We start from the raw sequence: 26,279 nt of genomic DNA on the forward strand, positions 1-26,279 counted from the left end.
CCGACCCGAAAGCGTAAACGCGGGGCCGCGCCAAGGACCACCGACCGATGAATCCAACGGACGTGCCCGGCCTCCCGTCGGGCATTCCCGAGTTTCTCGTCGACTCGGGGATCGAGGAGCTCTACCCGCCACAGGCCGCGGCCGTCGAGGCCGGCGTCACCCGGGGCGACAGCCTCGTCGCGAGCGTCCCGACGGCGAGCGGGAAGACCCTGATCGCCGAACTCGCCATGCTGTCGAGCGTCGAGCGGGGCGGGAAAGCCCTCTACGTCGTCCCGCTGCGCGCGCTCGCCAGCGAGAAGAAGGCCGAGTTCGAGCGCTGGGCCGACTTCGACGTCGACGTGGGCATCTCGACGGGGAACTACGAGTCGAGCGAGGAGTGGCTGGCCTCCCGCGACATCGTCGTCGCGACGAGCGAGAAGGTGGACTCGCTGGTGCGCAACGGCGCGCCGTGGATCGAGGACCTCACCTGCGTCGTCGCCGACGAGGTTCACCTCGTCGACGACCCGAACCGGGGGCCGACCCTGGAGGTGACGCTGGCGAAGCTTCGACGGATCAACCCGGAGCTGCAGGTCGTCGCGCTCTCGGCGACCGTCGATAACGCCGACGAGGTGGCCGACTGGCTGGACGCCGAACTCGTCGCGTCGGAGTGGCGGCCGGTCGACCTCCGGACCGGCGTCCACTACGGCGACGCCATCACCTTCGACGACGACAGTCGACGGGAGGTGCCCGTGGGTCGGGGCGAGCGGCCGACCGCCGCGCTCGTCGACGACGCGCTCGCGGAGGGCGGGTCGTCGCTCGTCTTCGTCAACTCCCGGCGGAACGCCGAGGCGGCGGCCCGCCGGCAGGCCGACGTGACCGAGCGCCACCTCGACGACGACGAACGCGACGATCTGGCCGCCCTGGCCGAGGAGGTGGCCGGCGTCTCGGACACCGAGACCAGCGACGACCTGGCGGCGGTCGTCCGGAAGGGCGCGGCCTTCCACCACGCCGGGCTCTCGGCCGAACACCGGTCGCTCGTGGAGGACGCCTTCCGCGACCGGCTGCTGAAGGCCATCTGTGCGACGCCGACGCTGGCGGCGGGCGTCAACACCCCGAGCCGGCGGGTGATCGTGCGCGACTGGCGCCGGTACGACGGCGAGTTCGGCGGGATGAAACCACTCGACGTCCTCGAGGTCCACCAGATGTTCGGCCGCGCCGGGCGGCCGGGGCTCGACCCCTACGGCGAGGCGGTCCTGCTCGCGAAGGACCACGACACCATGGACGAACTGTTCGACCGGTACGTCCACGCCGACCCGGAGCCGGTGCAGTCGAAACTCGCCCGGGAGCCGGCGATGCGGACGCACCTGCTGGCGACGGTCGCCTCCGGGTTCGCCCGCAGCCGCGACGGCCTCCTCGACTTCCTCGACCGGACGCTGCACGCGGCCCAGAGCGACACGACCGAGCGCCTGGAGTCGGTCGTCGACAGCGTGATCGAGTATCTGGTCGCCAACGACTTCGTCGAGCGGTCGGGCGACGAACTCGCGGCGACGAGCCTGGGCCACACCGTCTCGCGGCTCTACCTGGACCCCATGAGCGCGGCCGAAATCGTCGACGGCCTGCGGGCGGCCGAGGACCCCACCGCGCTCGGCCTCTATCACCTCGTCTGTCGGACCCCCGATATGTACCAGCTCTACCTGAAGTCGGGGGACCGAGAGACTTACACCGAACTGTGTTACGAGCGGGAGACGGAACTGCTCGGCCGTGTCCCCTCGGAGTTCGAGGACGTGCGCTTCGAGGAGTGGCTGGCGGCGCTGAAGACGGCCAAACTGCTGGAGGACTGGGCGAGCGAGGTCGACGAGGACCGCATCACGGAGCGGTACGGCGTCGGCCCCGGCGACGTCCGCGGGAAGGTCGACACCGCGGAGTGGCTGCTCGGCGCCGCCGAGCGCCTAGCGGTCGAACTCGAACTCGACTCGGTCGTCGCGGTGCGCGAGGCGAAAAAGCGGGTCGCCGACGGCGTCCGCGAGGAGTTGCTCGACCTGACGGGCGTTCGCGGCGTGGGCCGCAAGCGCGCCCGTCGCCTCTACGAGGCCGGGGTCGAGTCCCGCGCCGACCTCCGGGAGGCCGAGAAGTCCGTCGTCCTCGGGGCCTTGCGGGGACGCGAACGCACCGCCGAGCGGGTCCTCGAGAACGCCGGCCGGCAGGACCCCTCGATGGACGGCGTGAGCGCCGCCGAGGGGGCGGCCGTCGACGACGGGGGCGACGCGGACGGCCCCGCGACGGAGGGGGCGGACGAGGCCGACGGCCAGGCCAGCCTGGGTGATTTCGGATGATCGTCGTCGAGGGAATCGTCGAGGTCGACGACCTCGACGGGACGCTCTCGACCCTCGACGCCGTCGCCGAGGAGTACGGCCTCACGGTCCAAGCCTTCGACGCGCGCTATCTGGTCGACCGTGGCCACCTGGAGCGGGCGGTCGAGTTGGCCGACCGCGCGTTCGACCGCGGGGAGAACGTCGCCCGGGAGCGGAGCGTCGAGATCCTGCTGTACGCCGCGGGCCGCCGACAGATCGACGACGCCCTCGAGATGGGCGTCGCCGAGGGACAGCGGCGGGTCGCAGTGGTCGTCGACGACGCGGACGGGGACGGCGGGGCCGAATCGGCCGCGGCGGCCGCCCTGCGCGACCGCCTCGCGCTCGACCCGGCGTCGACGCTCGATTCGGTCGACGCCGAGCGCGTGCGGGCCTTCTTCGACGTGCCGGCGGCGGAACTCGACGCCGTCGACGGCGACCTGACCGACCTGGTTCACGAGCGCGTCGCCCTGCTCGACGTGGAGAAATGATGGCTGGATAACGTTTTCCGCCGATAAAAAACGATGTGAAAATCGCCCGGGTCGCGGCTTACATATGTGGTGGTCGTCTACCTCGAACGGATGACTTCGGACGACACAGGCGGCGACGACGCACCGACGGACATGGAGATCGCACGGGCGACGGAGACGCGCCCGATCGCCGACGTTGCCGGCGACCTCGGCCTCTCGCAGTCGGATCTCGACCCGCAGGGCAAGGGCATCGCGAAGATCGAACAGGACGCGATCCAGCGGACGCTGTCGGACGCCGACGAGGGGAAGCTGATCCTCGTGACGGGGACGACGGCGACGCCCAAGGGGGCGGGCAAGACCGTCACGACGGTCGGCCTCGGACAGGGGCTGAACCACATCGGCGAGCGGGGCGTCGTCGCGGTGCGCGAGCCGTCGCTCGGGCCGGTCTTCGGCATCAAGGGCGGCGCCGCGGGCGGCGGTCACTCCCAGGTGCTCCCCATGGAGGACATCAACCTCCATTTCACGGGCGACCTCCACGCGCTGACGACCGCCCACAACCTCGTCTCGGCGACCCTCGACACCAAGATCCACTACGGCAACGACCTCGACGTGGACGTCGACGAGGTGAGTTGGAAGCGCGCGCTGGACATGAACGACCGCGCGCTCCGCGAGGTGGTGGTCGGCCTCGGTGGGTCGACCAACGGCCCGCCCCGCGAGGAGGGGTTCCAGATCACGGCCGCCTCCGAGGTGATGGCGGTGCTCTGTCTGGCCGACTCGCTGGCCGATCTGAAAGAGCGTCTCGCACGGACCATCGTCGCCTACGACTCGGAGAACGAACCCGTCACCGTCGACGACCTGGGCATCCAGGGCGCGATGGCCATGCTGTTGAAGGACGCCCTGCGCCCGAACCTCGTCCAGACCATCGAGGGCACGCCCGCCTTCGTCCACGGCGGCCCCTTCGCCAACATCGCCCACGGGACGAACTCGCTCGTGGCGGACAAACTCGGCCTCGCCTTGGGGGATTACCTCGTCACCGAGGCGGGATTCGCCGCCGACCTCGGCTTCGAGAAGTTCGGCAACATCGTCTCGCGGCGGGGCGTCGCGCCCGACGCCGCCGTCCTGACGACCGCCGTCCGGTCGATGAAGTATCACGGACTCGATATGTGGCCGGTCGACTACGATCGCCTGAAGGAACCCGACCCCGAGGCGGTGCAGGCCGGGATGACGAACCTCGATCACCACGCGGGCATCATCGAGCAGTTCGGCGTCCCCTTCGTCGTCGCCATCAACCGCTTTCCGACGGACACCGACGCGGAGATCCAGGCGATCATCGACCACTGCGAACGGGAGGGCTACCCGGTCGTCGTCTCGAACGCCTTCGCCGACGGCGGCGAGGGCGCCGCGGAGTTGGCCGAGACGGCGAAGGACCTCGCGGACAGCGACCAGGGCGAGTTCGCCCCGCTCTACGACGTCGAGGCGGACCTGGCGGAGAAGATCCGGACGGTCGCCACCGAGGTGTACGGCGCCGCCGACGTCCACTTCACGGAGGACGCGCTCGACGACCTCGAACGCCTCGACGAACAGGGGTACGGCGACATGCCCGTCTGCCTCTCGAAGACCCAGCATTCGACCACCGACGATCCGAGTCGGAAGGGCGCGCCGGCCCTCGACTGGACGCTCACGGTGCGCGAGTGTTACCCCGACGCCGGCGCCGGCTTCGTCGTCGTCCTCACCGGTGACGTGCTGACGATGCCCGGTCTGCCCGCCGAACCCGCCGCCGAGGGGATGGACGTCGACGCCGACGGGAACGTCAGCGGCCTGTTCTAGGCCCCATCGGACGGAAGTATTACCTCGGTCCCCCCACGATAATACCACGTCCGTCGTCCGGGCGAGCGGGACCGCTCCCCGTGCCGGCGGACGGCGGCGGCCCCCCCCTACCGCCGCCCCGTCCAATCGTTCAAGAGCGTCGGCGACGTACACGGGCCCGTGTCAGACCGGATCGACGACCTCCCGACGGTCACCTGTGAACGCTGTGGACGGGAGTGGGACCTCTCGTACGAACTCGACGAACTGATGGCGGGGAACCGCGCCGTCGAACAGTTCGCGCTCGACCACGAACGCCACACCGGCCATTACCCCGACGACGTGGCGACGTGGCGGGCGACCTGCCGGCACTGTCCCGACGGCGTCGAACGGCTCTCGGAGTCGGCCGCGCGTCGCTGGGCGCGGACCCACGCCCGCCACACCCGCCACGAGGTGACGCTGCGGGGTGCGGACGGCGGGACGGAGACAGTGTGCGAGGCCGAGTGACCGCAGGGAACGAGGCCTCGAACGGAGCGGCGACGGGCGGGAGCCGCGGAGGAGATGCGAGGCCGAGTGACCGCAGGGAACGAGGCCTCGAACGGAGCGGCGACGGGCGGGAGCCGCGGAGGAGATGCGAGGCCGAGTGACCGCAGGGAACGAGGCCTCGAACGGAGCGGCGACGGGCGGGAGCCGCGGAGGAGATGCGAGGCCGAGTGACCGCAGGGAACGAGGCCTCGAACGGAGCGGCGACGGGCGGGAGCCGCGGAGGAGATGCGAGGCCGAGTGACCGCAGGGAACGAGGCCCCGCAAACCGTCACCGTGGGTCGCTCTCCCAGCGGTATCCACAGGCCCCGCAGTCGGCGAACTCGGTGTCGCGGCGCGTCTCCGGGTAGAACTCGGCGTCGTCGATCCGCGACTCGCAGTCCGGGCAGACGGCGTGGTCGGGGACGAGGACACCCTTGAACACCGTCCCGCAGTCGGGGCAGGTGACCTGCCGGTCGGGACCGAACCCCTCGATGGTGGTGTCGCACTCGGCGCAGGTGTACCGCCGACGCGGTCCGTCCCCGCCGTACTCGATGTCCGGATCGGCCCAGTCGAGGTCGGCATCGGCGGCGTCGGCGTCGGCGGCGGTGTCGCCGTCACCCAGTCCGAGCCACCCCAGCACCCGTCCGAGCATGGATCGGGATAGGGGTGGGAGACCAAAACGGTTCGGGCCGCGGGGGACGACTTTTCACCGACGACCGCCAGGTGTCACCGTGATCCCGCTCGTCCACGACTTCCACGGCGAGGTAGTGCTGGTGTTCGGCGGCGGCCCGGTCGGCGCCCGGAAGGCGCGCCGCTTCGCACGCGAGGCGCGGGTCGTCGTCGTCAGCCCCACCTTCACGGACGCCGACTTCGGCGCGAGCGAGTTCGTCCGCGCGGCGCCCACGCCGGCCGACGTGCCCGCGTGGCTCGACGCCGCCGACCCCGCCTTGGTCGTCGCGGCGACGGACGACGGCGCGCTCAACGCAGCGATCGAGCGCCACGCCCGCGAGGCGGGCGTCCTCGTCAACCGCGCCGACCGGAGCGGGGAGCGCGACCCGGGGAGCGTCGTCGTCCCGGCGACGGTCGGGGACGGCCCCGTCACCGTCGCGGTCACGACCGGCGGCACCAGTCCGGCGGTGAGTCGGCACCTGCGCCGGGAACTGGAGTCGACCGTGGCGGGCGCGGGAACGGTGGCGACGGTCGTCGCCGACCTCCGGACGGAGCTCCGGTCGACCGAACCGGACGCCCGCCGGGCGACAGTCCGAGCAGTCGCCGAGTCGGCGGCCGTGTGGGAGGCCGCACGCGAGGGGGAGGAGAGCGAGGTTCGGGCCGCGGCCGAGCGGGTGGTCGAGGCGACGCTCGACGACGAGTGACCTACCAGTCGACGCTCAGCGTACCGTCGCCCGCGGGGTCGGGGGCGACCTCCTCGTCGGTGCGGCGGTCGATCACGTGGATGACGCCGCGTCCCTTCTTCGCCGGGCAGACCTCCGCGGCCCGGACGTTGTGCGCGAGGTCGGCCTCGTCGACGTAGTAGGTTTTCGGGCGCGCCAGCCCGGTGTCGAGGTCGAGATCCCAGTTGGCCGACACCTCGGCGCATTTCCCGGTGCCGATGCATTTGTTCGCCTCGAAGATGATCTTGTAGGGCTTGGCCTCGACCGGGGGGGCGTCGGTGTCGCCCACGTCGCTCGGACGGCGGACGTCGTCGGTGTCGTCGCTCATGGTCGTGGATGGTGGGGCGGGGAGTTAAACCCCCTCAGACGGCCTGCAGGTCGTCGAGGACGGCCGCGGCCGAGCCGTCGTCGATGGCGTCGCGGGCGGCGTCGAGGCCGTCCGCGAGCGAGTCGGCGTCGTCGCCGGCGTAGATCCGAAACGCGGCGTTGAGCGCGACGGCGTCGTACCAGTGGTCGGTACGCTCGCCGTCGACCACCTCCCGGGTGAGGCGGGCGCTGTCGGCGGCTACGTTCGCCACCTCCAGGTCCTCGGTCTCGAAGTCCATGCCGTACTCCGCGGTCTCGATCTCGTAGTCGTCGAACGTGCCGTCGGCCCGCCAGTCCGCGACCTTCGTGTAGCCCGGGCGGATGTCGTCGTACCCCTCCATGCCCTGGAACATGACGACGCGGTCGAGGTCGTGGAACTCGCTACCCTGGAACGTCTCGACCACCTTCTTCGCGAAGGCGAGGTGATAGAAGGAGCCGAGGTGGACGCTCGCGCCGGCGGGGTTGGCGAGCGTCTCGACGGTGTTGACGAACGTGCGGACGCCCATTCGGTCCCGGCGGTCGAACAGGTCGACGACGGCGGGGTTGAACGACGGCTGGTAGTAGAAGCCGAAGCCGACGTCGTCGACCATGGCCGCGGAGTCCGCGGGCGCGAGTTCGGTCGCGACGCCCAGTTCGTCGAGGACGTGCTTGTAGGCGTCCTGTTTCTGCGTGGGGACGCGGTCGCCGGAGTGAGCGACGACGGGCGTCCCGGCGGCGGCGGCGACGACGCCGGCGGCGACGCCGAGGACGGCCGACCGTCCCTTGCCGTCGTAGTTGGCGCCGCAGTCGACGGGGTCCGCGTCCGGCGCCGCGTAGTCGACACGGTCGCACATCTCGTCGGTGAACGCCGCGAGTTCGGTCGCGGTGTTGTGCTTCCAGCGGTTGGCGAGCCAGAAGGCACCGAGCGTCGTCGGGTCGGGGTCGCCGTCGAAGATCCGGCGCATGGCCTCGGCGGCCTGCGCGTGGGTCATGTCCTCGGCGGACTTGGTGCCGGAGCCGACCACCTCGGTCATGAGGCGCTTGAGCGGCCAGTCGCCGCCGGCGTCAGTCACTGTCGGTCACCCCCACGACCCGTTCGGGGACGGCAAGGGTGGGCCCCTCGACGGCCGCGTCGGTGCCGCCGAGGCAGTGAGCGACCGTCTCGCGGACCCCGACCACCTCGCCGACGACGGTGACCGCGGGGGGTTCGACGGCCGCCTCGTCGGCCCGGTCGACGACGGTGTCGAGCGTGCCGGCGACGACCCGTTCGTCGTCGAGGGTGGCGCGTTCGACCATGGCGACGGGCGTGTCGGGGGCGACGCCGTTGGCCCGGAGCGCCGCCACGTTGTCGGGGAGGCGGCCGACGCCCATGAGAATCACCAGCGTCCCGCCGGCGTCGACGAGCGCCGACAGGGCGCCCCAGTCGAGGGCGCTGTCGGCCTTGGTCGGGTCCTCGTGACCCGTCACGACCGCGAGCGCCGAGGCGTGCTCCCGGTGGGTCGCCGGGACGCCGGCGACGCCCGGGGCGGCGATGGCGCTCGTGACCCCCGGGACCACCTCGAAGGGGACGCCGTGGCGCGCGAGGTGTTCGGCCTCCTCGCCGCCGCGGGCGAAGATGGTCGGATCCCCGCCCTTCAGGCGGACCACGTCCCGGCCCGCCTCGGCCTCGCGGATCAGACGGTCGTTGATCTCGGCCTGGGGGGTCCGCTCGCCGCCGGCGCGCTTGCCGACGTTCTCGACCCGCGTTGGGTCGGGGATCGATTCGATCACGCCGTCGCCCACGAGCGAGTCGTGGAGGACGACGTCCGCCTCGTCGAGGAGCCGGCGGGCCTTCACCGTCATGAGTTCGGGGTCGCCCGGGCCGCCCCCGACGAGATACACCGTGCCGGTGGTCGTCGTACTCATCGTTGGAGTGTGTGGTGGTTCGATCGTGCCGCCGTCGCGAGGGTCGGCGGACGGGACCGACGGATCATGCGTCCTCGGCCCCGTCGACGCGCTCCGCTGCCTGCTGCAGTTCGGCCGCGAGGGTCCGGGCCTCCTCGGCCGAGAGGCTGACCCGGTCGGCGTGGGCGGGCACGCTGTCGAGCTGGGTGTTGTCGAGTTCGAGGTCGAGCGATACCTCCTCGGGCTCCTTCCGGGCCGTCCGGACGTTCAGCGTGGCGAAGGCCTCCTCCTCGAACCCGTGGCCCTCGACGCGGGCGTCGAGGAGGTCGAACGTCGTGAAGGCGTTGACCTTCAGCACGCGGTCGGCCATCTCAGTCGTCCGAGGGGAGCGGCTGGTCGTTGGGGTCGGTCGGTGCGGGCGAGGCGTCCATGTCGGTGTCCTCGGCGTAGGGGTACCACGTCATCTTCGTGTTGCCGAGGTACGGGTCCTCGTAGCTCGTCTCCTCGCCGTCGGCGAGGGCGGCGAGTTCGTCCTCGTCGCGTTCGGCGACGAAGTCCCGGAAGGACTGCTCGGGGCTCTCGCGCTCCGCTTCGAAGGCTTCGAGGAGGTTGGCGATGTAGCCCGGCACCTCGTCGGCGGGGACACGCATCTTCACCCAGTCGGCGAAGGTCGGATTCTCGCCGAGGCCGCCACCCAGGCCGACGTCGAACGCCTCGACGGCGTCGCCGTCCTTGCGCGTCTTCATGCCGCGGAGGCTGATGTCGGCGATCTGTGGCTGGGCACACGAGGCGGTACAGCCCGAGAGGTGGATGTGGAAGTCGTCGACGCCCTCGGGGAGGGAAACGTTGTCCCGGAGCCAGCGCCCGTACCGGACCATCCGGTTTTTCGTCTCGACGATGGAAAGCGAGCAGTACTCGGTGCCCGTACAGGCGATGGAGCCGCGCATGAACGGGTGGGGGTCCGGCGAGTGCTCGTCGAGCAGGTCCTCGTCGAGGAAGTCGTCCAGGTCCCCGTCGGCGATGTCGCCGACGATGACGTTCTGGCGCTGGGTGAGGCCGATCATCTCGGAGCCGTACTCCTCGGCGAGGTCGGCGAGTTCGATCACGTCGTCGGCACCCATCCGACCGACGGTGACGTAGAGGCCGACGAAGTTCTGGCCGTCGCTCTGGTCGTGGACGCCGACGTAGTCGCCGTGGGAGTCGGAGTGACCGGCGTTGTAGTCGTACTCGTCGCGGAGGCCCTGGCCCGCAGTCGGGAGTTCGTAGTCGACGTACTCCTCCTGCAGGACCGAGCGGACCTTCTCGGGCCCCCACTCGTCGACGAGGAACTTGATACGGGCGTTGAAGCGGTCCTCGCGGTCGCCGTAGTCACGGAAGAGCGCGGACATCCCGGCGGCCACGTCGGCGGCGTTCTCGGGGCGACAGAAGACGTCGATGTCGCGGGCGAAGCGAGGCTCCTTCCGTGAGAGACCGCCACCGACGTTGACGTTGAACCCCTCGACCGCCTCGCCATCGATCTCCTTGACTGCGGGTTCGAAGGCGAGGTCGTTGATGTCGCCCTGGCCGGAGCCACGGCGGTCGCCGGTCATGGCGACCTTCCACTTCCGGGGCAGGTTCGAGTAGAGGTCGTTGCCCTTGAACGTCTCGTGGAGTTCCTGGACGATGGGCCAGACGTCGATCAGTTCGTCGGCGTCACGTCCCGCGACGGGGGAGCCGACGATGTTGCGCCACGAGTCGCCACAGGCCTGGATCGTCGAGAGCCCGACGGATTCGAGTTCGTCCCAGATGTCGGGGATGTCCTCGATTTTGATCCAGTGGAGCTGGATCGACTGCCGAGTCGTGAAGTCGGCGTAGGCGTCGCCGAACTCGGGGTTCTCGACCGGGCCGGTGGCGTACTCCTTGGCCACCTCGCCGACGGTCCGGAGCTGTTCGGGGTTCATCCGTCCCATCGGCGTCCCGATCCGCATCATGAAGTAGCTCTCCTGGCCCTTCCGCTGGTGGTACAGTCCCCACCACTTGAACCGCTCGAACCAGGCGTCGTGTTCGTCGTCAGGAATGGCGTCCCAGCCCTCCTCGGCGAATCGGAGGAGGTGATCCCGGATCTCCATCCCGTAAGTTTCGTCTTTCCAGCGCTCGACCTTTGACGGCATTATGCCGGGCTAGAATGTACCCAAACGTATATACCGTCGGTCCGCCCGCCAACCTTCCCGCCTCTCCGGAAACGCGACAACATTTGCCTCTATGTGTGAGCCGACCGGCGATGGGTCAGGGGGACAGTGGAGGGCGACGGCGGCAACCGGGAACGTGGACGCTACCGGGGACGACGGGGCGGAACTCGCCGGTGGCCGGATCGACGCGGCCGAGCGTCAGCCAGTCGGTGACCCCCTCGGTACCACACTGGATACAGCGGCCGGCGATCCGTCCCTCGACGTTCGCACCGTCGGCGCCCACCTCGACGAACCCCTCGGCGAGGAAATCGGCGAGCCGACACGAACAGAAATCGTGGTTCGTGAGCCGCCAGAGGTCGCTCACGTTCACCTCGCGGGAGTCGTTGACACTGACCCAGGCACCGTCGTCGAGCTGGTGAACGTCCGTCGTCATGACCGCGACTTGCGCCCCGACGGCGGTAAGCCCGTCGGCATCCGTGACGATTGCCGGTCGTCACAGGCGGGAGTTCCCCCCGAATCGACCGCCTGCAGTCGATTCCCGCCACGATCCTCCGTCACGGATACCGGAAAGGAACGCCTCCATGCGGGAGAACGGGTAGTGATTACGCGGTAACACGGCCTTATGCGTACGTACTGCCTACCGTGTATCGATGACCGAGAAAAGCGAGACCGTGACGGGCTCGGCGGAGGGCGACGCCGAGCGAAACGAAGACGCCGAAGAGCGAAACCATCTCTCCGACGTCGAAGCCGGCGCGGGCTGTACGGAAATCTGGGAGCATCTGAGCGAGACGCGCGACGGCGCCGGGCAGGACTGACCTCTTCTGCGGTCCGGGCCGGGTAGCGGAGTCCGGTGACACACCACGCCGACGGCGCCAGTTCCCGGCAACGCTCGTGGAGGCCCGCCAGCGACGGCTACAGGGTCGACGCGACGTGGGCCCGGACGGCGGCGTGGAACCGATCGCTCGCGTACCGATCACGGGGGAGCGTCGGCCGGTCGTCGGCCGCGACGGCGGCGACGACGGTGTCGACGGCGTCGGCCGTCGAGTCGAACAGGCGGTCGGACCGGCCGTCCAACACCTCGCGTTGCCCGCCCGCGTCGGGCGCGAAGGCCACCATCCCGGCGGCGACGTACTCCGCGACCGCCATCCCGAAGTGTTCCTCGGGTTTGCAGTTGAGCCCGTAGCGGTGCGTCTCGAGGAGCGTATCGAGGCGCTCCCGGGACGCGTCCCGGTCGAGGTGGACGTACGGGCGGGCGGCCGCCGCGGCGGCGACGCGGTCGGCGTAGTCGGCGTAGATCGGCGACGACGACCCGACCAGGTGGAGGTGGAGGTCGTGGCCCCGGTCGCGGACGCCGTCGACGATCCGGATCGCCCGGAGCGGCCGCTTGTCGGGCGCCAGTCGCCCCAGGACCACGACCCCGTCCTCGCGCTCGTCCCAGGGACGCGGGTCGGACGGCGGGTCGACCGGCGGGTGACGGACCGTCGGCCGGCGGCCGTAGACGTCCTCGACGACGTCGGCCGTCCACGCCGAGTTGGCGAGGAGGCAGGCGTCGGCCGGGAGTCGCCGGTCGGCGAGGCCGGCCAGCCGACTCCAGAGCGGATCGAGGCGGCCCGCCCCGCCGGTCGGCGCGCACCGCCTGTTGAACTGTGGGAAGTGGACGTACTGGACCGACGGAAGGGGGAGCGCGAACTCGTTCGCGGTGCTGACGGCCGCGTCGAACCGGGGCGCGTGGCGGGCGAACGCGCGGGCGAGGAGGACGCTGCGCGGGGCCAGCGCCGGGCCGACCCGCTCGGGCAGGGCGTCGAACGCCCGGGAGACCAGGGCGGTGCCCGGCGGGCGGTGGACGGACACGGCCGCGCCGGTGTCGAACAGGCGGTTCAGGGTCGACAGCGACGACCGCGAGAGGGTAAACAGCGTCACGTCGTGGGCGTCCTGCAGCGCCTCGCAGACGTGGAGGCAGACGGCGTCGGCGCCGCCGCGTCCGTCGAGGGTGTTGTGGAGGACCGCGATCCGGGCCATCGTCGTCCCTGGGGGCGGGAGGGACATAAGCCGGGCGGGAGGCTTTTCACCGCCGCCGCCTGCCGACGGGTATGGAGTGTGCGTTCGTGGGGTGTGGGGCGGTGGCGGGGAAGTACGCCGCCGCCCTCGACTCGTCGCCGCTCTCGCCGGTCGCGGCCTGTGACCTCGACGCCGACCGGGCGGCGTCGTTCGCGGCCGACACGGGGGCGGCGGCGTACACCGACCTCGACGCCCTGCTCGACGCCACGGACGCGCCGCTCGTCGTGAACCTGACCGGACACGGCGCCCACGCGGCGGTGACCGAGCGGGCGCTTCGGGCGGGGCGACACGTCTGGAGCGAGAAGCCCCTCGCGCTGGAGGCCGAGCGGGCGCGGGACCTCGTCGCGTACGCGACCCGACACGACCTCGCGCTCGGGTGTGCGCCGATCAACCCGGACTGCGAGGGGCAGCGACTCGCCCGCCGGGCGCTCGACGACGGCCGCCTCGGCCCGGTGCGCCTGGCGTACGCCCACGCCCACGTCGGCCGCGTGACCGAGTGGCACGACGACCCCGACTCGTTCCTCCGGGTGGGCCCGCTGTACGACGGCGCGGTGTATCCGCTGACCCTCCTCGTGGCGTGGTTCGGCCCCGCGAGCCGGGTGCGGGTCGCCGACGCCACCGATCCCTGGCCCGACCGCGAGTCCCGCACCCCGGAGCGTCCGAGCCACGTCGAGGCGACGGTCGAGTTCGCGGACGGCCCGCTCGTGCGCCTCACCGCAAGCTTCTACGCCCCCCACCGGAGCCGGGAGTTCACGAGCCTCGAGTGTCACGGCGACGACGGCTCGCTGTACCTCGCCGACGCGGGGGGCCTCGGGGCCGACGACCGCACCCCCGTCTCGGTCGGCCGGGCGGGCCGGGCGTACACCCCGAACCCGCTCACGGCGCCGCCACGGCGGACGCCGTATCTCGCCGGGCCGGAACGGCTCGCGGCGAGCGTTCGCCGGGAACGCCCGGACCGCTCGACCGCCCGGCGGGGCGCCCACGTCGTCGCCATCTGTAACGCCATCGAGCGGGCGGCCGACCTCGGCGAGCCGGTCGCGGTCGACGCGAGCGTCGTCGAGCGACCCGCCCGACGGTCGGTGGTGTGGGGCGTCGAAGGCGGCAGTGACGACGGCGGGAACGTGGCCCCACCCGGTCCGCCGGACGCCGCGCTCCATCTGCCGCCCGTCGGGTTCGGCTGTTCGCGCTACCGCGACGGCACCTACGTCGACCGTCGGGAGTCCATCGAACGGGCGCTCGATGCGGGGTATCGTCTCCTCGACTCCGCGGAGCTCTACGGCAACGAGGCGCGGATCGGCGAGATCATCGCCGATCCGGGGAGTCCCGACCGCGAGGCCCTCTTCGTCGCGAGCAAGGTGTGGAACACCAACCACGGCCACGTCGCGGAGGCCTGCGAGACGACGCTCGCCGACCTCGGCCTCGATTCCCTCGATTGCTACATGGTCCACTGGCCGGAGTCGTGGGCGTACACCGGGCCGCTGCGACGACTCGCGGAACTGCCGGTCGAGACACAGGAGGCGCTCACGTTCCCCGAGACGCCGGACGGCGAGCGGGACCGGGTGGACGTGAACCTCGAAGCGACCTGGCGTCGGATGGAGGCGGTCCACGACCGGGGACTGACGGCGACGCTCGGGATCTGTAACGTCGACCTGTCGACCCTCGCCGACCTCGTCGAATTCGCGCGGATTCCCCCGTCGGTGGTCCAGATCCCCCGGCACCCGTATCGGCCTCGCGACGACCTGGTGGCGTGGTGTCACGAGCGCGGCATCCGGGTGGTCGCCCACTCGCCGCTCTCGGTGCCGGGCCTCCTCGAGGAACCGGTAGTGACCGAGGTGGCCGCCGAGATGGGCGTCTCGCCGGCGACGGCCGTCCTGTCCTGGCACGTCGGCGACGGCGTCGTCCCCATCCCGTCCAGCGTCGACCCCGACCACGTGGTCGAGAACCTCGCCGCGGCGGGGTACCGCCTCCCGCCGGACGGCACCGAGCGGTTCGCGTCGCTCGTTGACTCCGAGTTCGAGCGATGAGCGGGGGGACCGTCCGGGAGCGACGGCTGGGCGCCGCGGCGGTGACGGGGACTGCAGTCGCCGCCGCGGGCGTCGCCGTCGGCGGCTGGACGTTCGTGGCCGACGCAACCACGCGCGCCGCCGCGAACCGCTGGGCGTTGGTGACCGGAGCGACGCTGTGTTACGTGGTCGGGTTCCTCGCCTACCACGTCGACGCCGACCGACCGGCCGCGGCCGCCGCGCCGCCGAACCTCGTGACGATCACCCGAGGGTTGCTGTACGCCGCGGCGGCGGGGTTTCTGGTCGTCCCGCCGTCGTCGGTCGCCGGACCGGTCGGGACCGGCGCGTCGCCCCCGGCGGTTCGCTGGGCACCCGCGCTCTGTTACGGCGCCGGGGTCACCCTCGACTTCGCCGACGGCCGCCTCGCGCGGCGGACCGAGCGGACGACGCCGCTCGGGACGAAACTCGATCACGCCTTCGACACGCTCGGCTTTCTTGTCGCGCCGCTGGTCGGCGTCGCCTGGGGACGACTTCCCTCCGCCTACCTGTCGCTGTCGGCCGCTCGTTACGTGTACCGCGCGGGGACGGCGTGGCGCCGCCGGCGGGGGCGACCCGTCGGCGACCTGCCCGAGAGTCGGGTTCGGCGGCCGCTGGCGGCGCTCCAGATGGCGTTCATCACGGTGGCGCTGACGCCGCTGCTGCCCGCAGCGGTCGTCCACCCGGCGGCGCTCGTCGTGGTCGTCCCGTCGCTCGCGACGTTCGTTCGGGACTACCTCGCCGTCACCGGGCGGCTGGACGGGTAGTCGGGGGCGCGCCGTCCGGACGGGCGGTAGTATGAAGTGAGCAGCGTGGCTAGTGGGGGCGTGACAGAGCGTGTCGAGGACGCGGACGACCCGGAGCGGCCCGTCCCGGGGACCGGCCGATCGCTGTACTTCACCGACCCCCGGACGGTCAGCGTCGAGGACGAGTCGGTGCCGACCCCGGACCCCGACGAGGTGCTCGTCGCGGCCCGCGTCTCGGCGGTGAGTTCGGGGACCGAACTCCTGATCTACCGGGGCGAGATGCCGCGGGATCTGGCCGCCGACGCGACCATCGACGCGCTGGGCGGCGACCTCTCCTACCCGCTGAAGTACGGCTACGCCACCGTCGGCGACGTGGTGGCGCTGGGGGACGACGTCGACGAGTCGTGGCACGGCCGACGCGTCTTCGCGTTCAACCCCCACGAGAGTCACTTCGCCGCGTCGCCCGCCGACCTCGTGCCCGTTCCGGAGGACGTCGCGACGGAGACGGCGGCGCTCCTGCCGACGGCCGAGACGGCGACGACGCTAGTCATGGACGGCCGCCCGCGGGTGGGCGAACGGGTCGTCGTCTTCGGCTCCGGCATGGTCGGCCTCGTCACGACGCACGTCCTCTCGGCGTTCCCGCTGGAACGGCTGACGGTGGTCGAACCCGTCGCGGAGCGGCGGGAGATGGCCGCCAGCCTGGGCGCCGACGAGACGCTCCGGCCCGCGGTGGCGGCGCGGGTCGGCGAACGGGGCGACCCCGCAGGCGCCGACCTGGCGTACGAACTCTCGGGGTCGCCCGAGACGCTCGACGACGCCGTCGACGTCGTGGGCTACGACGGACGGATCGTCGTCGGCTCGTGGTACGGGCGCAAGCGCGCCGAGACGGACCTCGGGGGCTTTTTCCACCGCAACCGGATCGACGTGTCGTCGAGCCAGGTGAGCACGCTCGCGCCCGAAGTCCGCGGCCGGTGGACGAAAGAACGGCGGATGGACACGGCGTGGGACCGTCTCCGCGAACTCCCGACGGAGCGTCTCGTCACCCACCGGATCGGGTTCGAGAACGCCGCGGAGGCGTACCGGCTGCTCGACAGCGGCCCCGAGAACGCGCTCCAGGTGTTGCTCACCTTCGAATAGGCCGAGCGTATAAGGCGCTCGCGGCCCACCGCCGGATATGTATCGGCTCTCCGTGTCGCGGGACTTCGTGGCCCAACATTTCCTCACGGTCCCCGACCCCGGCCCCGAGGGCGAGATTCACAGTCACCACTTCGAAGTGGCGGTTCGGTTCGCCGGCCCCGACCTGAACGAGTACGGCTACCTCGTCGACATCGACGCCGTCGACGCCGCGCTCGACGAACTCGAAGCCCGCTACCGCGATACGCTGTTGAACGACCTGCCGGAGTTCGCGGACGCGAACCCGAGCGTCGAGCGCTTCGCGCGGGTCTTCGGCGACCGGTTCGTCGAGGCGGTGCCGACGAACACGCCCACGCGCCTGACGATCCGGATGTGGGAGGACGAGGACGCGTGGGCCAGCCACGAGCGGGCGCTGTGATGGAGCACGCCGAGGAGCGGTATCTGGAGGCGAAACGGACGGTCGACGAACGGGCGCTCGACCGGCGGGTCCGTGACCGTCTCCGGGCGGCGCTCCCGTCGGCACCCCGGGTGCTGGAGGCGGGGGCCGGCACCGGCGTCACCGTCCCCCGGCTCCTGGACTGGGGAGTGACCGCCGGGTCGTACCGCGGCGTCGACCGGGATCCGGCGGTCGTCGAGCGCGCGCGGGACCTGCGGGCGACGGAACTGGACGCCGAGCGCACCGACGCGGGGTTCCGCGTCGGCGACCTGACGGTACGGTTCGAGACGGGCGACGCGCTGGAGGCGTTCGACGACGAGCGGGCGGACCTGGTGGTCGCGGGATCGTTCATGGATCTGGTGCCGATCGACTCGGCGCTGGACGCCTTCGCGGCGGCGCTCGGCCCCGACGGGCTGGTGTACGCGCCGATCACGTTCGACGGCGAGACGCTCTTCCAGCCCGACCACCCCGACGACGACGCCGTCCTCGAGGCGTACCACCGGGCCATCGACGACGAACCGGGACGGGACGTCCGGGCCGGTCGGCACCTGCTCGACCGCTGTCGGGCGCGCGGCGGGGACCTGCTGGCGGCCGGGGCGTCGGACTGGGTGGTCCACCCCCGGGACGGCGACTACCCGGCCGACGAGCGGTATTTCCTCGAACGGATCCTGTCGTTCGTCGCGGACGCGGTGGCGGTGCCGGCGGTGGAGTCGTGGCTGTCGAGCCGTCGTCGACAGCTAGAAGCGGGAACGCTGACGTACGTCGCCCACGGGTACGACGTTCTCTATCGACCCTAGCGGCGTCGGGAGAGGGAGACGTACGCCGAGTGGTCGGCGAGGGAGGTGCGGAGGGACGCGGCGACGAGGAGGGGAAGCATCACCACGGCCGTCCGGGCCGCGGCGCCCGAGCCGAGGACGTATCCGGCGGCGGCGACGGCGAGAACCGTCGCGAGCATTACGGCCCCGAGGGCGACCTGTGCGTCGGGCGTCCGCTTCCCGGATGCGGGCCCGAATCGGTCGTCGTGAGTATCTGAGACGGCGGCCATCGTTCTCCTAGCAAATTATGGCTGGACCCAAATATATTTACCGAGGTAATTATCGATCGTGATTAAAACGGTCGATAATGAGATATTCTGCCGGAAACGTAAACGATCGTTCGTGATAGTACTCGGGGCTACGGCTCGAAGTCGGCCATGAAGTTCGTGTGGAGGCGGTAGAACAGGAGCATCCCGCCGACCCAGCTGAGGATGCCGTAGGCGACGTACGCGAGCGTCGGGAGGTCCAGATAGAAGTACATGTACGAGCCGACCAGCAGGTACGCGAGGACGAAGACCCCGAGCACGCGGATACCGCGACTGGAGACCTGTTGTTTCGGGTTGACCATGGTGGGGTGGCGTCGAGCGCCGACATCGGGGATGAGACGGCCCCCGAGTTAAGCACGAAAGTTAATGCAAAACCTGCGAAATACGTCGACACTATATGCGGGAGCGGTCAACGGAGCGTATGATTCGCGTAGGCGTCAACGGCTACGGTACCATCGGCAAGCGGGTTGCCGACGCAGTGGATTCGATGCCCGACATGGAGTTGGTCGGCATCGGCAAGGCGAGTCCGAACCACACGGCGGACGCGGCCGCCGACCGCGGGTACGACATCTACGTACCCGAGGGTCGACACGACCGGTGGGCCGAGGTGGGGATGGACGTCGCGGGCGACGTCCACGACCTCATCGAGGCGAGCGACATCGTCGCCGACGCGACGCCGGCGGGGATGGGCGCCGAGTACCGCCCCATCTACGAGGAGTACGACACGCCCGCGCTGTTCCAAGGCGGCGAGGGGGCGGACGTGGCCGAGGCGAGTTTCACCGCCCGCGCCAACTACTCCGAGGCGACCGACAAGGACTACGTCCGGATCGTCTCCTGTAACACGACGGGGCTGAACCGGATGTTCGCGCCGCTCCACGAGGAGTACGGCGTCGAACGCGCGAGCATCACGCTGGTCCGCTGTCGGGGCGAGCACGCGGTCATCTCGGCGGACCCCGTGACGATGCCGTCCCACCACGGCCCGGACGCGCTCGAGGTCATCCCCGATATGGGCCCGATCACGACGATGGGGATGAAGGTGCCGACGGTACGCCACCACTTCCACGGCGTCAACGTGGAACTCGGCGGGGAGCCGAGCGCGGCGGAGGTCCGCGACCTGCTGGCCTCGCAGTCCCGCATCCACGTCGTCGACGGCGACCTCGGCATCGACTCGGGGTGGGAACTACAGGAGTTCGCCCTCGACCGCGGCCGCGACCGGATGAACCTCTACGAGAACCAGATCTTCGAGGACTCCATCACGATGGAGGGGCCACAGCTCCACCTGTTCCAGTCGATCCACCGCGAGAGCGACGTGGTGCCGGAGAACGTGGACGCCATCCGCGCGATGATGGGCGAGGCCGACGCGGCGGAGAGCATCGAACTGACGAACGACGTGATGGGGATCGGCGACATCTAAATGACGGCGAACGAGACCGAAGCGATCGACGAGGTGCAGGAACCGGGCGAGGAACTGGTCAGCGGCTACGGATCGAGTCCGGGAGTCGCGACGGGACCCGTGCGGATCGTCGAGGATATCGACGAGGCCGACCGGATCGACGAGGGCGACGTGATCGTCACCGAGATGACCGCCCCCGACATGGTGCCCGCGATGAAGCGCTCGGCGGGCATCATCACCGACGAGGGCGGGATGACCTCCCACGCGGCCATCGTCTCCCGCGAACTCGGCGTGCCGGCCATCGTGGGCTGTGGCGAGGCGACGGCGGTCCTGTCCGACGACCAGCGGATCACGCTCGACGGCCAGAAGGGGACGGTCGTCGTCGCGGAGCCGGAGACGGAGTCGTCGACGGCCGCGGACGCGGAGGCCGACCCGGCCGGGGAGCGTGCCGACCCGTCGACCGGGGGCGCCCCCACGACGGCGACGGAGGTGAAGGTGAACGTCTCCATCCCCGACGCCGCCCAGCGGGCGGCCGACACGGGCGCCGACGGCGTCGGCCTGCTCCGCCTCGAACACATCCTGCTCTCGACGAGCAAGACCCCCGAGAAGTACGTGGCCGACCACGGCGAGGACGCCTTCGTCGAGGAGATATCCGAGGAGATCCGGAAGGTCGCGGACGCCTTCTACCCGCGACCGGTCCGCGCCCGGACGCTGGACGCGCCGACGGACGAACTCGCGGAACTGGAGGGCGGCGAGAACGAACCCCACGAGCACAACCCGATGCTCGGCTACCGGGGCATCCGGCGGAGCCTCAAGGAACCCGAGATGGTCAAACTCGAACTGCGGGCGTTCAAGCGCCTGCACGACATGGGCTACGACAACGTCGAGGTCATGTTCCCGCTGCCCAACGACGCCGAGGACGTGCGGCGGGCGCGGGAGCTGATGGACGAGGTGGGCATCGATCGCGAGACACACGACTGGGGGGCGATGATCGAGACGCCGGCCAGCATCCGTGCTATCGACGAGATCATCGACGAGGGCATCGACTTCGTCGCGCTCGGTACCAACGACATCGTCCAGTTCATGCTCGCGGTGGACCGCAACAACGCGATGGTCGCGGACCGCTTCGACGACTTCCATCCCACGATCCTGGAGGCGATGGCGGAGGTCATCGAGGCGTGTAACGAACACGACGTCGACACCACCATCACGGGCCAATCCGGATCACACCCGGACATGGCGAAGTTCCTCGTCGAGAAGGGAATCAGCTCGCTGTCCTCGAACATCGACGCGGTCGACGAGGTGCGCCGGGTCGTCGCCCGCGCCGAGCGGAAACTCCTGCTCGACGCCGCCCGCGAGGACCTCGACGACGTCGAACCGCGGCTCGACTGACCCTTCTATCCGATCCCGCCCTCGTTTCGCGTCAGGAGGTACAGCGCGAACGACGGGAGCCAGTGGGCGCCGGCGTAGTCGTCGGTGAACGCTCGCGCCAACCCGCGTTCCGCGTGGCGTTCGGCACACCGCGACAGCCCGGCGGCCCGGCGGCCGTCGAGGGCGTCCGCGAGGCCGGCGAGACACCACGCCCGGGAGAGGTTCAGGCCGACGAGGTGGAGCGCGACGCCGCCGTCGGCCCCGGCGTCCACGGGGTCGAGATCCGTTCCGTCGAAGTCGGGGAGGAAGCGATCGAACCAGGCGTGGAACCGCGGCGGGTCGGACACCCGACGCAGGAGGTCGGCCTCGATCAGGGCCGGCGAGAGGAAGTCCCAGCCGAGGGGTTCGTACTCGATCGGGTAGTCCCGGTCGTCGGCGAAGCAGTCGCGGGCCGTCTCGGCGGCCGCGGCGGCCAGGTCGTCGCGCCCGACGGTCCGCGCGTAGTCGAGGACACACCCCAGGGCGAACGCGGAGTTGTGGTGGGTGCCGACCCTGAACGGCCGGGACCGGGCGAGGAGGTCGTCCGCGACGCGGGTCCGGATCGTCCGTTCGAGCGGGGCGAGCGTCGACCGCCACGCGTCGGCCCGGTCGTCGTCCCAGCGGGCGAGTTCGGCGGCGAGACGCAGGAACCACCCCCAGCCGTACGGCCGCTCGAAGGACGGGTCGGCCTCGAAGCGGTCGACCTCCCGGCGGACGTTCGCGGGGGTGAGCCGCGCGTCGAGACTGCGGCCGATGGCGTCCGCGTCGGGGTGGTCGTCGACCAGGCGGAGGCCGCGGACGAGCGTCCAGTGACAGTGGACCGCGGAGTGCCAGTCGAAACAGCCGTAGAACACGGGGTGGCGCTCGCGTGGGCGCTCGGGCCCGTCGGGCGAGTCGACCGCGCCGACGTGGTGTGGGAACTCGGTGTCGACGGCCTCCAGCGGTCGGTCGGCGAGCGTCGCCGCCGCCTCCCGGTCGATCCAGTCGCTCCGGCCGGCGAGCAGCGTCTCGGTGGCGACGGCCTCGAAGGGCATGCACGCGGCGTGCGGCCGCGGAGAGGAAAAAGTACGGGGGCTACAGCCCGAGGAGCGTCTGGATGGAGCCGCGGGCCTCCCAGAGTCCGGAGACGATCATGACGACGCCCGCGAAGACGGCCAGCGCGACGGCCCACCGTCGCGTCGGCGAGAGCGAATCGATGTCGATGTCGAACGACATGTACATCACGGAGAGGTACATGAGGCCGATGACCGGGGCGAACAGGGCGCCCGAGAGGGCAAAGAGGATGAGCGGCGCCTCGAACACCAGGTTGAGCGAGAGCGGGATGGCCGCGAACAGCAGGACCGTCCCGCGGAAGACGGTGTCACGGGTGACGTCGAAGTTCTCGAAGACGCCGTGGAGCGCGAATGCGTCCTCCCAGAGCCGCGACATGCCGTAGAGCGGACCGATGAGCGTCGAGAACAGGGCGGCGACGGTCGTCAGCAGGAACAGGGTCGCCGACCACTGGCCGAACTGGGTGGTGAAGATGGCCGCCATCTCGGGGATGACGGTGAAGCCGCTGGGCTGGATGCCCTGGGTGTGCAGCGTCGCGGCGGCGGCCGTCCACATGAAAAAGGAGAAGACGGCCAGGATGGTCGAGGAGAGCAGGTTCTGCCAGAGGACGATGTCGCCCCAACCCTTGAGACGGTCGATCTCCTCGTCAGAGAGGTCGTACTTGTCGATGTCGTGGCCGTCGTCGAGTGGTTCGAACATCCCCATCACCTTGTCCTTCGCGAACCAGACGTAGGAGACGGTCGGGCCGAACCCGGCGCCGATCCAGCCGAACATCGTGAGGACGAAGGCCATGCCGCCGACGCCCAGGCCGGAGACCTGGCCGGGGACCGACGGGACGAGGCCGCCCGCGAGGCCGCCGATCCACTGGTCCGCGGTGCTGAGCGAGACGAACGCGATCAGGACGAGGAAGATCCACAGCAACGAGGTGGCGATCTTCTCGATCAGGTCGTAGGACCGCGTCATGACGATGCCGAGCCCGGCCAGCACCGTCAGCACCATCCACAGGTTCGTCGAGATGCCCGGATACAGCTCGAAGAAGGCACCCGCGGTCTCGCCGAGGTGGCCCGAGAGCCCGATGGCGTAGATCAGGCCGCCGAGGAACACGTAGTAGAAGATCCACTTCAGCGCCCAGCTCTTCTCGTAGAGGGCGTCGAGGAACGTGTCGCCGGTCATGACGCCGTAGCGGACGAGGTAGTACTGACCGAAGATCTTCGTGAACGTGATGAGGGGGATGAGCCAGATGCCCTCCATGCCGAGGTAGGCGCCGCCGAGCGGAACACTCAGCACCTCGCCGCCGCCGATCTGCGACGCGGTGAACACCCACGCCGGCCCCATGTAGCTCAGGAACTCCTTCAGCGTGGCCGGCGGTTCGGAGATCCGCGACTCCGTCGCCGCGTCCACGGACCCGGTGCTCACCGCCACACACCCCCCGTCGGGGTGTCCGCCTCGGGACGGGGACGTGGTCGGGACCGCTGACGGTCGATGCCTCCGGGTGCGTCGACGCGCGTCGACGCGATGGTGACTCGATGGGGGCTGTGCCGCATGTTCGATCCGATGAAAGACAGTGAACATGGTATAAACGCGGAATGGCGCACTTTTTGCATGATTTATCATGAAGGGTATATTCCTTAAGGGAATATAACCATCCGAACGCGGGCGGCGTCGCCGTCGAAATCGCCCGACGTGGCGCCGTCGCCGGCGGACAACCGACGGCCACACCGGACCGGCGCCGGTCGGCGGCGTAGTAACGAATGACGCGTTCGAAAGTCATTTAATTATTGTGAGGAATTGCTGTTGGTATGGTGATACTGGCAGCGATCGACAGGGATCCGGGCTGTAAGGGCGTCGTCGAGACGGCAGACGACCTGGCGACGAGCATGGACATGGAGCTGGTGATCCTCCACGTGGTCCCGGAGGAGGGGGACGAGGAGGGGGCCCGGGAGGAGGTGACCGAAATCGTGCGGTCGGCGATCGGCGATCTGGAGGGAGTCGACCTTCGGATCATGCCCGAGCAGACGCGCCGCGACCTGCCCACGGGGCGGACGGCGAACCACATCCTGCAGGTGGCCGAGGACATCGACCCGGACTACATCGTCATCGGGTCGCGCAAGCGCACGGGGTTGGGGAAGATCCTGCTCGGGAGCGTCTCGAAGCTGATCCTCTCGAACGCGGAGGTGCCGGTCGTGACCGTCGAGCAGAAGCGACGGGCCGAGGCCTGATCAGCGCCGCAGGGAGAGGTAGACCACGGCGCCGGCGAGGGCCGCGGCGACCCCGGCGACCACGAGCAGGACGCGATAGCCGTCGAGGGGCGAGGCGAAGACGAGCCCCGCGGTGCCGGTGAAGCCGACGGGGCCGAGCGTCTGTCCGAGGCGCAACACGCTGGTCCGCATCCCCATGACGCCGGCGCGGAGGTCGTCGTCGACGAGCGTGACGACGGCGGTGTCGACGGACGGCATGACGACGCCGAAGCCGACGCCGAAGACGAGCAGCGACGCGCCGACGGCGAGGGGCGAAGGGGCGAGACGGACGGCGAGCAGTCCCACGCCGTAGGCGACGAAGCCGAGGGCGACGAGTTCGGGCGCAGACCGCCACTCGGCGAGCCGCCCGTACTGCGAGGAGACGGCGGCGCTCGCGGCCGCGACGGCCGACAGCGTGGCACCGATGCGACCGGCTCCGAGGCCGAAGGCGTCGCTCAGGAGGAGCGGCAGGACGGTGAGGACGGCGCCGTAGAAGATGAAGAACGCGGCGAAGAGCGCGACGAAGATGGCCAGCGCCCGCGGCAGGACGGCGACGGTCCGCAGGCGGGCGAGGTAGGTGCGCACGTCGGTCGAACGTGTCCCCGTCGGCTCGGTCAGCGCCACGAGGGCGAAGAGGCCGACGAGGGCGCCGACGCCGAAAAAGAGGAAGGGTGCGCTCCAGCGGATCCCCGCGAGCGCCCCGCCGAGAAGCGGGTAGAACGCGGCGCCGGTGCCGACGGTGCTCCCGTTCAGGCCCATGACGGCGTCGCGCCGTCGGCCGTCGTAGACGTCGCCGATCAGCGTCACGGCGAGCGTGATCAGCGCGCTCGCGCCGACGCCCTGGAGCAGGCGGAGGGCGACCACCTCGGCGAAGGTGCGGGCGAAGGCGACGCCCGTGCCCGCAGCGGCGAAGAGAAAGAGGAGGGGAACCATCACGCGACGGCGGCCGAACCGGTCGGCGACGAGGCCGACGAAGGGCGTGACGACGACACCCGGGAGGGTGTAGGCGGTGATGACCAGTCCGATGCGGGTGTCCGAGACGCCGAAGACCGACCGCAGGTCGGGGAGGACCGGGCTGACGAGCGAGACGCCCATCACCCCCATCAGCGAACAGGCGAGGACGACGTAGAGCGTGCTCGACCGCCACGGAACGATCGCCAGCCCGCGGTCCCCGTCGAGGTTCAACACGGTGTCGGTCCCGTGGCCCCTCTGGCTTGTTATCGTTCCGTTCCCGGCAGGCGACGGGCTCATACGGATTGTTGTAACTGGTTACCGGTGGTTCGCCGGACCGTCTCGGCGAACCACCGGTGATGACTTACGATAAACAGTATCAGAACTGCTCGGCGGTGTCGACCCCGATCACGACGCCCACCTCGTCGGGGGCGAAGTGGTCGTCGACGCCGACGGCCGACGCGAAGCGGAGCCGCGCTCCCTCGGTGTGGACCGCCCGGACGGCCCGCTCGACCGGCGCCTCGAAGTCGAAGTCGGCGAGCAGATCCCGCCACCCTTCCTCGTCGATCCGGTAGGCACGTGTCCCGTCCACGGTGACGTACTCCGCCGACCGCTCGAACGCCGAGTGGCGCCCGAGCAACTCCGCGTTGAGCGCGAGGAGGGCGTCGACGATCCGCCCCGGATCGACGTCCCCGCGTTCGGCCACCCGCTCGACGACCGCACCGCCGATCGGAACTTCGCCGGTGTCGAGGTCGGTGTCGGAAGTCATGCGGTACCAATTCACACGGAAGGGACTTCGTTCTTGGGGGGCGAACGTTCATGCGAGACGGC

The 26,279-nt window shown here is 70.4% G+C and carries 27 protein-coding genes and 1 pseudogene; 14 read left to right on the plus strand and 14 right to left on the minus strand.

What is annotated here, in order from left to right:
* The first annotated feature begins 47 nt into the window (after positions 1-47).
* From EI982_RS12230 to EI982_RS12245, 4 genes are all read left to right on the plus strand, one after another.
* Positions 48-2,312, plus strand: a complete 2,265-nt coding sequence (locus tag EI982_RS12230; RefSeq protein WP_157689965.1) for an ATP-dependent DNA helicase — start codon at positions 48-50, stop codon at positions 2,310-2,312.
* Entirely contained in the window at positions 2,309-2,818 is a 510-nt protein-coding gene (gene cgi121, locus EI982_RS12235; protein WP_157689966.1) for a KEOPS complex subunit Cgi121, read from the plus strand. The genes EI982_RS12230 and cgi121 overlap by 4 nt, the downstream gene beginning before the upstream one ends.
* Positions 2,819-2,908: 90 nt before the next feature.
* Positions 2,909-4,624 carry a formate--tetrahydrofolate ligase gene (locus EI982_RS12240; RefSeq protein WP_157689967.1) on the plus strand — a complete coding sequence of 572 codons (1,716 nt, stop codon included), beginning with the start codon at positions 2,909-2,911 and terminating at the stop codon, positions 4,622-4,624.
* A 159-nt stretch (positions 4,625-4,783) separates the two neighbouring features.
* The gene (locus EI982_RS12245; RefSeq protein WP_157689968.1) at positions 4,784-5,107 is read left to right on the plus strand and encodes a DUF8062 family protein; all 324 of its coding nucleotides are present in this window, start codon (positions 4,784-4,786) and stop codon (positions 5,105-5,107) included.
* A 307-nt stretch (positions 5,108-5,414) separates the two neighbouring features.
* On the opposite strand, the gene EI982_RS12250 is transcribed toward EI982_RS12245, so the two are convergent.
* On the minus strand, positions 5,415-5,777 hold the full coding sequence (locus EI982_RS12250) for a hypothetical protein (RefSeq protein ID WP_157689969.1): 363 nt from the start codon (positions 5,775-5,777) through the stop codon (positions 5,415-5,417).
* Positions 5,778-5,856: 79 nt separating this feature from the next.
* On the opposite strand from EI982_RS12250, the gene EI982_RS12255 reads away from it, so the two are divergent.
* Entirely contained in the window at positions 5,857-6,498 is a 642-nt protein-coding gene (locus tag EI982_RS12255) for a precorrin-2 dehydrogenase/sirohydrochlorin ferrochelatase family protein (protein WP_157689970.1), read from the plus strand.
* A 1-nt stretch (position 6,499) separates the two neighbouring features.
* Here the strand turns inward: EI982_RS12255 and EI982_RS12260 are convergent, their stop codons facing one another.
* The 6 genes from EI982_RS12260 to EI982_RS12285 all read right to left on the minus strand — a co-directional run bounded on the left by EI982_RS12260 (position 6,500) and on the right by EI982_RS12285 (position 11,346).
* Entirely contained in the window at positions 6,500-6,844 is a 345-nt protein-coding gene (locus EI982_RS12260; protein ID WP_157689971.1) for a ferredoxin, read from the minus strand.
* Between the two features lie 34 nt (positions 6,845-6,878).
* Complete coding sequence (locus EI982_RS12265; RefSeq protein WP_157691182.1) at positions 6,879-7,895, minus strand: anthranilate phosphoribosyltransferase; 1,017 nt, start codon at positions 7,893-7,895, stop codon at positions 6,879-6,881.
* 31 nt (positions 7,896-7,926) lie between these two features.
* Entirely contained in the window at positions 7,927-8,766 is an 840-nt protein-coding gene (gene cobA / locus EI982_RS12270) for a uroporphyrinogen-III C-methyltransferase (protein ID WP_157689972.1), read from the minus strand.
* A gap of 64 nt (positions 8,767-8,830) precedes the next feature.
* The gene (locus tag EI982_RS12275; protein WP_157689973.1) at positions 8,831-9,115 is read right to left on the minus strand and encodes a DUF6360 family protein; all 285 of its coding nucleotides are present in this window, start codon (positions 9,113-9,115) and stop codon (positions 8,831-8,833) included.
* A gap of 1 nt (position 9,116) precedes the next feature.
* Complete coding sequence (locus EI982_RS12280) at positions 9,117-10,895, minus strand: nitrite/sulfite reductase (protein ID WP_157689974.1); 1,779 nt, start codon at positions 10,893-10,895, stop codon at positions 9,117-9,119.
* A 115-nt stretch (positions 10,896-11,010) separates the two neighbouring features.
* The gene (locus tag EI982_RS12285) at positions 11,011-11,346 is read right to left on the minus strand and encodes a DUF8134 family protein (RefSeq protein ID WP_157689975.1); all 336 of its coding nucleotides are present in this window, start codon (positions 11,344-11,346) and stop codon (positions 11,011-11,013) included.
* Between the two features lie 217 nt (positions 11,347-11,563).
* On the opposite strand from EI982_RS12285, the gene EI982_RS18430 reads away from it, so the two are divergent.
* A complete protein-coding gene (locus EI982_RS18430; RefSeq protein ID WP_199243612.1) occupies positions 11,564-11,728 on the plus strand; it encodes a DUF8595 family protein in 165 nt (54 codons plus the stop codon).
* Between the two features lie 97 nt (positions 11,729-11,825).
* Here the strand turns inward: EI982_RS18430 and EI982_RS12290 are convergent, their stop codons facing one another.
* The gene (locus tag EI982_RS12290; RefSeq protein ID WP_157689976.1) at positions 11,826-12,932 is read right to left on the minus strand and encodes a glycosyltransferase; all 1,107 of its coding nucleotides are present in this window, start codon (positions 12,930-12,932) and stop codon (positions 11,826-11,828) included.
* A 71-nt stretch (positions 12,933-13,003) separates the two neighbouring features.
* On the opposite strand from EI982_RS12290, the gene EI982_RS12295 reads away from it, so the two are divergent.
* Genes EI982_RS12295 through EI982_RS12315 form a run of 5 tightly spaced genes read left to right on the plus strand, consistent with a single transcriptional unit; the run spans position 13,004 to position 18,123 of the window.
* A complete protein-coding gene (locus EI982_RS12295; RefSeq protein WP_157689977.1) occupies positions 13,004-14,995 on the plus strand; it encodes an aldo/keto reductase in 1,992 nt (663 codons plus the stop codon).
* Positions 14,992-15,777, plus strand: a complete 786-nt coding sequence (locus tag EI982_RS12300; RefSeq protein ID WP_157689978.1) for a CDP-alcohol phosphatidyltransferase family protein — start codon at positions 14,992-14,994, stop codon at positions 15,775-15,777. Before EI982_RS12295 ends, EI982_RS12300 begins: the two co-directional genes overlap by 4 nt.
* A 60-nt stretch (positions 15,778-15,837) precedes the next feature.
* The gene (locus tag EI982_RS12305) at positions 15,838-16,893 is read left to right on the plus strand and encodes a zinc-dependent alcohol dehydrogenase (RefSeq protein ID WP_157689979.1); all 1,056 of its coding nucleotides are present in this window, start codon (positions 15,838-15,840) and stop codon (positions 16,891-16,893) included.
* Positions 16,894-16,930: 37 nt separating this feature from the next.
* A complete protein-coding gene (locus tag EI982_RS12310; protein ID WP_157689980.1) occupies positions 16,931-17,308 on the plus strand; it encodes a 6-pyruvoyl trahydropterin synthase family protein in 378 nt (125 codons plus the stop codon).
* Positions 17,308-18,123, plus strand: coding sequence for a class I SAM-dependent methyltransferase (locus EI982_RS12315; RefSeq protein ID WP_157689981.1), 816 nt, complete (start codon positions 17,308-17,310; stop codon positions 18,121-18,123). Before EI982_RS12310 ends, EI982_RS12315 begins: the two co-directional genes overlap by 1 nt.
* Here the strand turns inward: EI982_RS12315 and EI982_RS12320 are convergent.
* Positions 18,120-18,371: a hypothetical protein gene (locus EI982_RS12320; RefSeq protein ID WP_157689982.1), complete on the minus strand. Its 252-nt coding sequence runs from the start codon at positions 18,369-18,371 to the stop codon at positions 18,120-18,122. The two genes, EI982_RS12315 and EI982_RS12320, sit on opposite strands and share 4 nt — an antisense overlap.
* 128 nt (positions 18,372-18,499) lie before the next feature.
* Entirely contained in the window at positions 18,500-18,709 is a 210-nt protein-coding gene (locus tag EI982_RS12325) for a hypothetical protein (protein ID WP_157689983.1), read from the minus strand.
* Between the two features lie 119 nt (positions 18,710-18,828).
* Here EI982_RS12325 and EI982_RS12330 point away from each other — a divergent pair, with 119 nt between their 5' ends.
* Complete coding sequence (locus EI982_RS12330) at positions 18,829-19,821, plus strand: type II glyceraldehyde-3-phosphate dehydrogenase (protein WP_157689984.1); 993 nt, start codon at positions 18,829-18,831, stop codon at positions 19,819-19,821.
* A 45-nt stretch (positions 19,822-19,866) separates the two neighbouring features.
* Positions 19,867-21,192: pseudogene (locus tag EI982_RS12335) on the plus strand (putative PEP-binding protein); the annotation flags it as partial.
* Positions 21,193-21,197: 5 nt separating this feature from the next.
* Here the strand turns inward: EI982_RS12335 and EI982_RS12340 are convergent.
* Both EI982_RS12340 and EI982_RS12345 read right to left on the minus strand, forming a co-directional pair.
* Positions 21,198-22,244, minus strand: coding sequence for a DUF2891 domain-containing protein (locus tag EI982_RS12340; protein ID WP_157689986.1), 1,047 nt, complete (start codon positions 22,242-22,244; stop codon positions 21,198-21,200).
* Positions 22,245-22,284: 40 nt separating this feature from the next.
* Positions 22,285-23,676 carry an Nramp family divalent metal transporter gene (locus tag EI982_RS12345; protein WP_157689987.1) on the minus strand — a complete coding sequence of 464 codons (1,392 nt, stop codon included), beginning with the start codon at positions 23,674-23,676 and terminating at the stop codon, positions 22,285-22,287.
* A 383-nt stretch (positions 23,677-24,059) separates the two neighbouring features.
* Between EI982_RS12345 and EI982_RS12350 the strand changes: the two genes are divergently transcribed.
* Positions 24,060-24,479 carry a universal stress protein gene (locus EI982_RS12350; RefSeq protein ID WP_157689988.1) on the plus strand — a complete coding sequence of 140 codons (420 nt, stop codon included), beginning with the start codon at positions 24,060-24,062 and terminating at the stop codon, positions 24,477-24,479.
* On the opposite strand, the gene EI982_RS12355 is transcribed toward EI982_RS12350, so the two are convergent.
* Both EI982_RS12355 and EI982_RS12360 read right to left on the minus strand, forming a co-directional pair.
* Complete coding sequence (locus tag EI982_RS12355) at positions 24,480-25,685, minus strand: MFS transporter (RefSeq protein WP_233255228.1); 1,206 nt, start codon at positions 25,683-25,685, stop codon at positions 24,480-24,482. It lies immediately after the preceding gene.
* 142 nt (positions 25,686-25,827) lie between these two features.
* On the minus strand, positions 25,828-26,217 hold the full coding sequence (locus EI982_RS12360; RefSeq protein WP_157689990.1) for a DUF8048 family protein: 390 nt from the start codon (positions 26,215-26,217) through the stop codon (positions 25,828-25,830).
* Between the last annotated feature and the right edge of the window lie 62 nt (positions 26,218-26,279).

The sequence above is a fragment of the Haloplanus salinarum genome (genome assembly GCF_009762275.1).
Lineage (GTDB): Archaea > Halobacteriota > Halobacteria > Halobacteriales > Haloferacaceae > Haloplanus > Haloplanus salinarum.

Coding starts and splice junctions, on each gene's coding strand:
- EI982_RS12230 (WP_157689965.1), top strand. CDS start 48: ATGAATCCAACGGACGTGCCCGGCCTCCCGTCGGGCATTCCCGAGTTT.
- cgi121 (WP_157689966.1), top strand. CDS start 2,309: ATGATCGTCGTCGAGGGAATCGTCGAGGTCGACGACCTCGACGGGACG.
- EI982_RS12240 (WP_157689967.1), top strand. CDS start 2,909: ATGACTTCGGACGACACAGGCGGCGACGACGCACCGACGGACATGGAG.
- EI982_RS12250 (WP_157689969.1), bottom strand. CDS start 5,777: ATGCTCGGACGGGTGCTGGGGTGGCTCGGACTGGGTGACGGCGACACC.
- EI982_RS12260 (WP_157689971.1), bottom strand. CDS start 6,844: ATGAGCGACGACACCGACGACGTCCGCCGTCCGAGCGACGTGGGCGAC.
- EI982_RS12265 (WP_157691182.1), bottom strand. CDS start 7,895: ATGACCGAGGTGGTCGGCTCCGGCACCAAGTCCGCCGAGGACATGACC.
- cobA (WP_157689972.1), bottom strand. CDS start 8,766: ATGAGTACGACGACCACCGGCACGGTGTATCTCGTCGGGGGCGGCCCG.
- EI982_RS12275 (WP_157689973.1), bottom strand. CDS start 9,115: ATGGCCGACCGCGTGCTGAAGGTCAACGCCTTCACGACGTTCGACCTC.
- EI982_RS12280 (WP_157689974.1), bottom strand. CDS start 10,895: ATGCCGTCAAAGGTCGAGCGCTGGAAAGACGAAACTTACGGGATGGAG.
- EI982_RS12285 (WP_157689975.1), bottom strand. CDS start 11,346: ATGACGACGGACGTTCACCAGCTCGACGACGGTGCCTGGGTCAGTGTC.
- EI982_RS18430 (WP_199243612.1), top strand. CDS start 11,564: ATGACCGAGAAAAGCGAGACCGTGACGGGCTCGGCGGAGGGCGACGCC.
- EI982_RS12290 (WP_157689976.1), bottom strand. CDS start 12,932: ATGGCCCGGATCGCGGTCCTCCACAACACCCTCGACGGACGCGGCGGC.
- EI982_RS12295 (WP_157689977.1), top strand. CDS start 13,004: ATGGAGTGTGCGTTCGTGGGGTGTGGGGCGGTGGCGGGGAAGTACGCC.
- EI982_RS12300 (WP_157689978.1), top strand. CDS start 14,992: ATGAGCGGGGGGACCGTCCGGGAGCGACGGCTGGGCGCCGCGGCGGTG.
- EI982_RS12310 (WP_157689980.1), top strand. CDS start 16,931: ATGTATCGGCTCTCCGTGTCGCGGGACTTCGTGGCCCAACATTTCCTC.
- EI982_RS12315 (WP_157689981.1), top strand. CDS start 17,308: ATGGAGCACGCCGAGGAGCGGTATCTGGAGGCGAAACGGACGGTCGAC.
- EI982_RS12320 (WP_157689982.1), bottom strand. CDS start 18,371: ATGGCCGCCGTCTCAGATACTCACGACGACCGATTCGGGCCCGCATCC.
- EI982_RS12325 (WP_157689983.1), bottom strand. CDS start 18,709: ATGGTCAACCCGAAACAACAGGTCTCCAGTCGCGGTATCCGCGTGCTC.
- EI982_RS12330 (WP_157689984.1), top strand. CDS start 18,829: ATGATTCGCGTAGGCGTCAACGGCTACGGTACCATCGGCAAGCGGGTT.
- EI982_RS12340 (WP_157689986.1), bottom strand. CDS start 22,244: ATGCCCTTCGAGGCCGTCGCCACCGAGACGCTGCTCGCCGGCCGGAGC.
- EI982_RS12350 (WP_157689988.1), top strand. CDS start 24,060: ATGGTGATACTGGCAGCGATCGACAGGGATCCGGGCTGTAAGGGCGTC.
- EI982_RS12360 (WP_157689990.1), bottom strand. CDS start 26,217: ATGACTTCCGACACCGACCTCGACACCGGCGAAGTTCCGATCGGCGGT.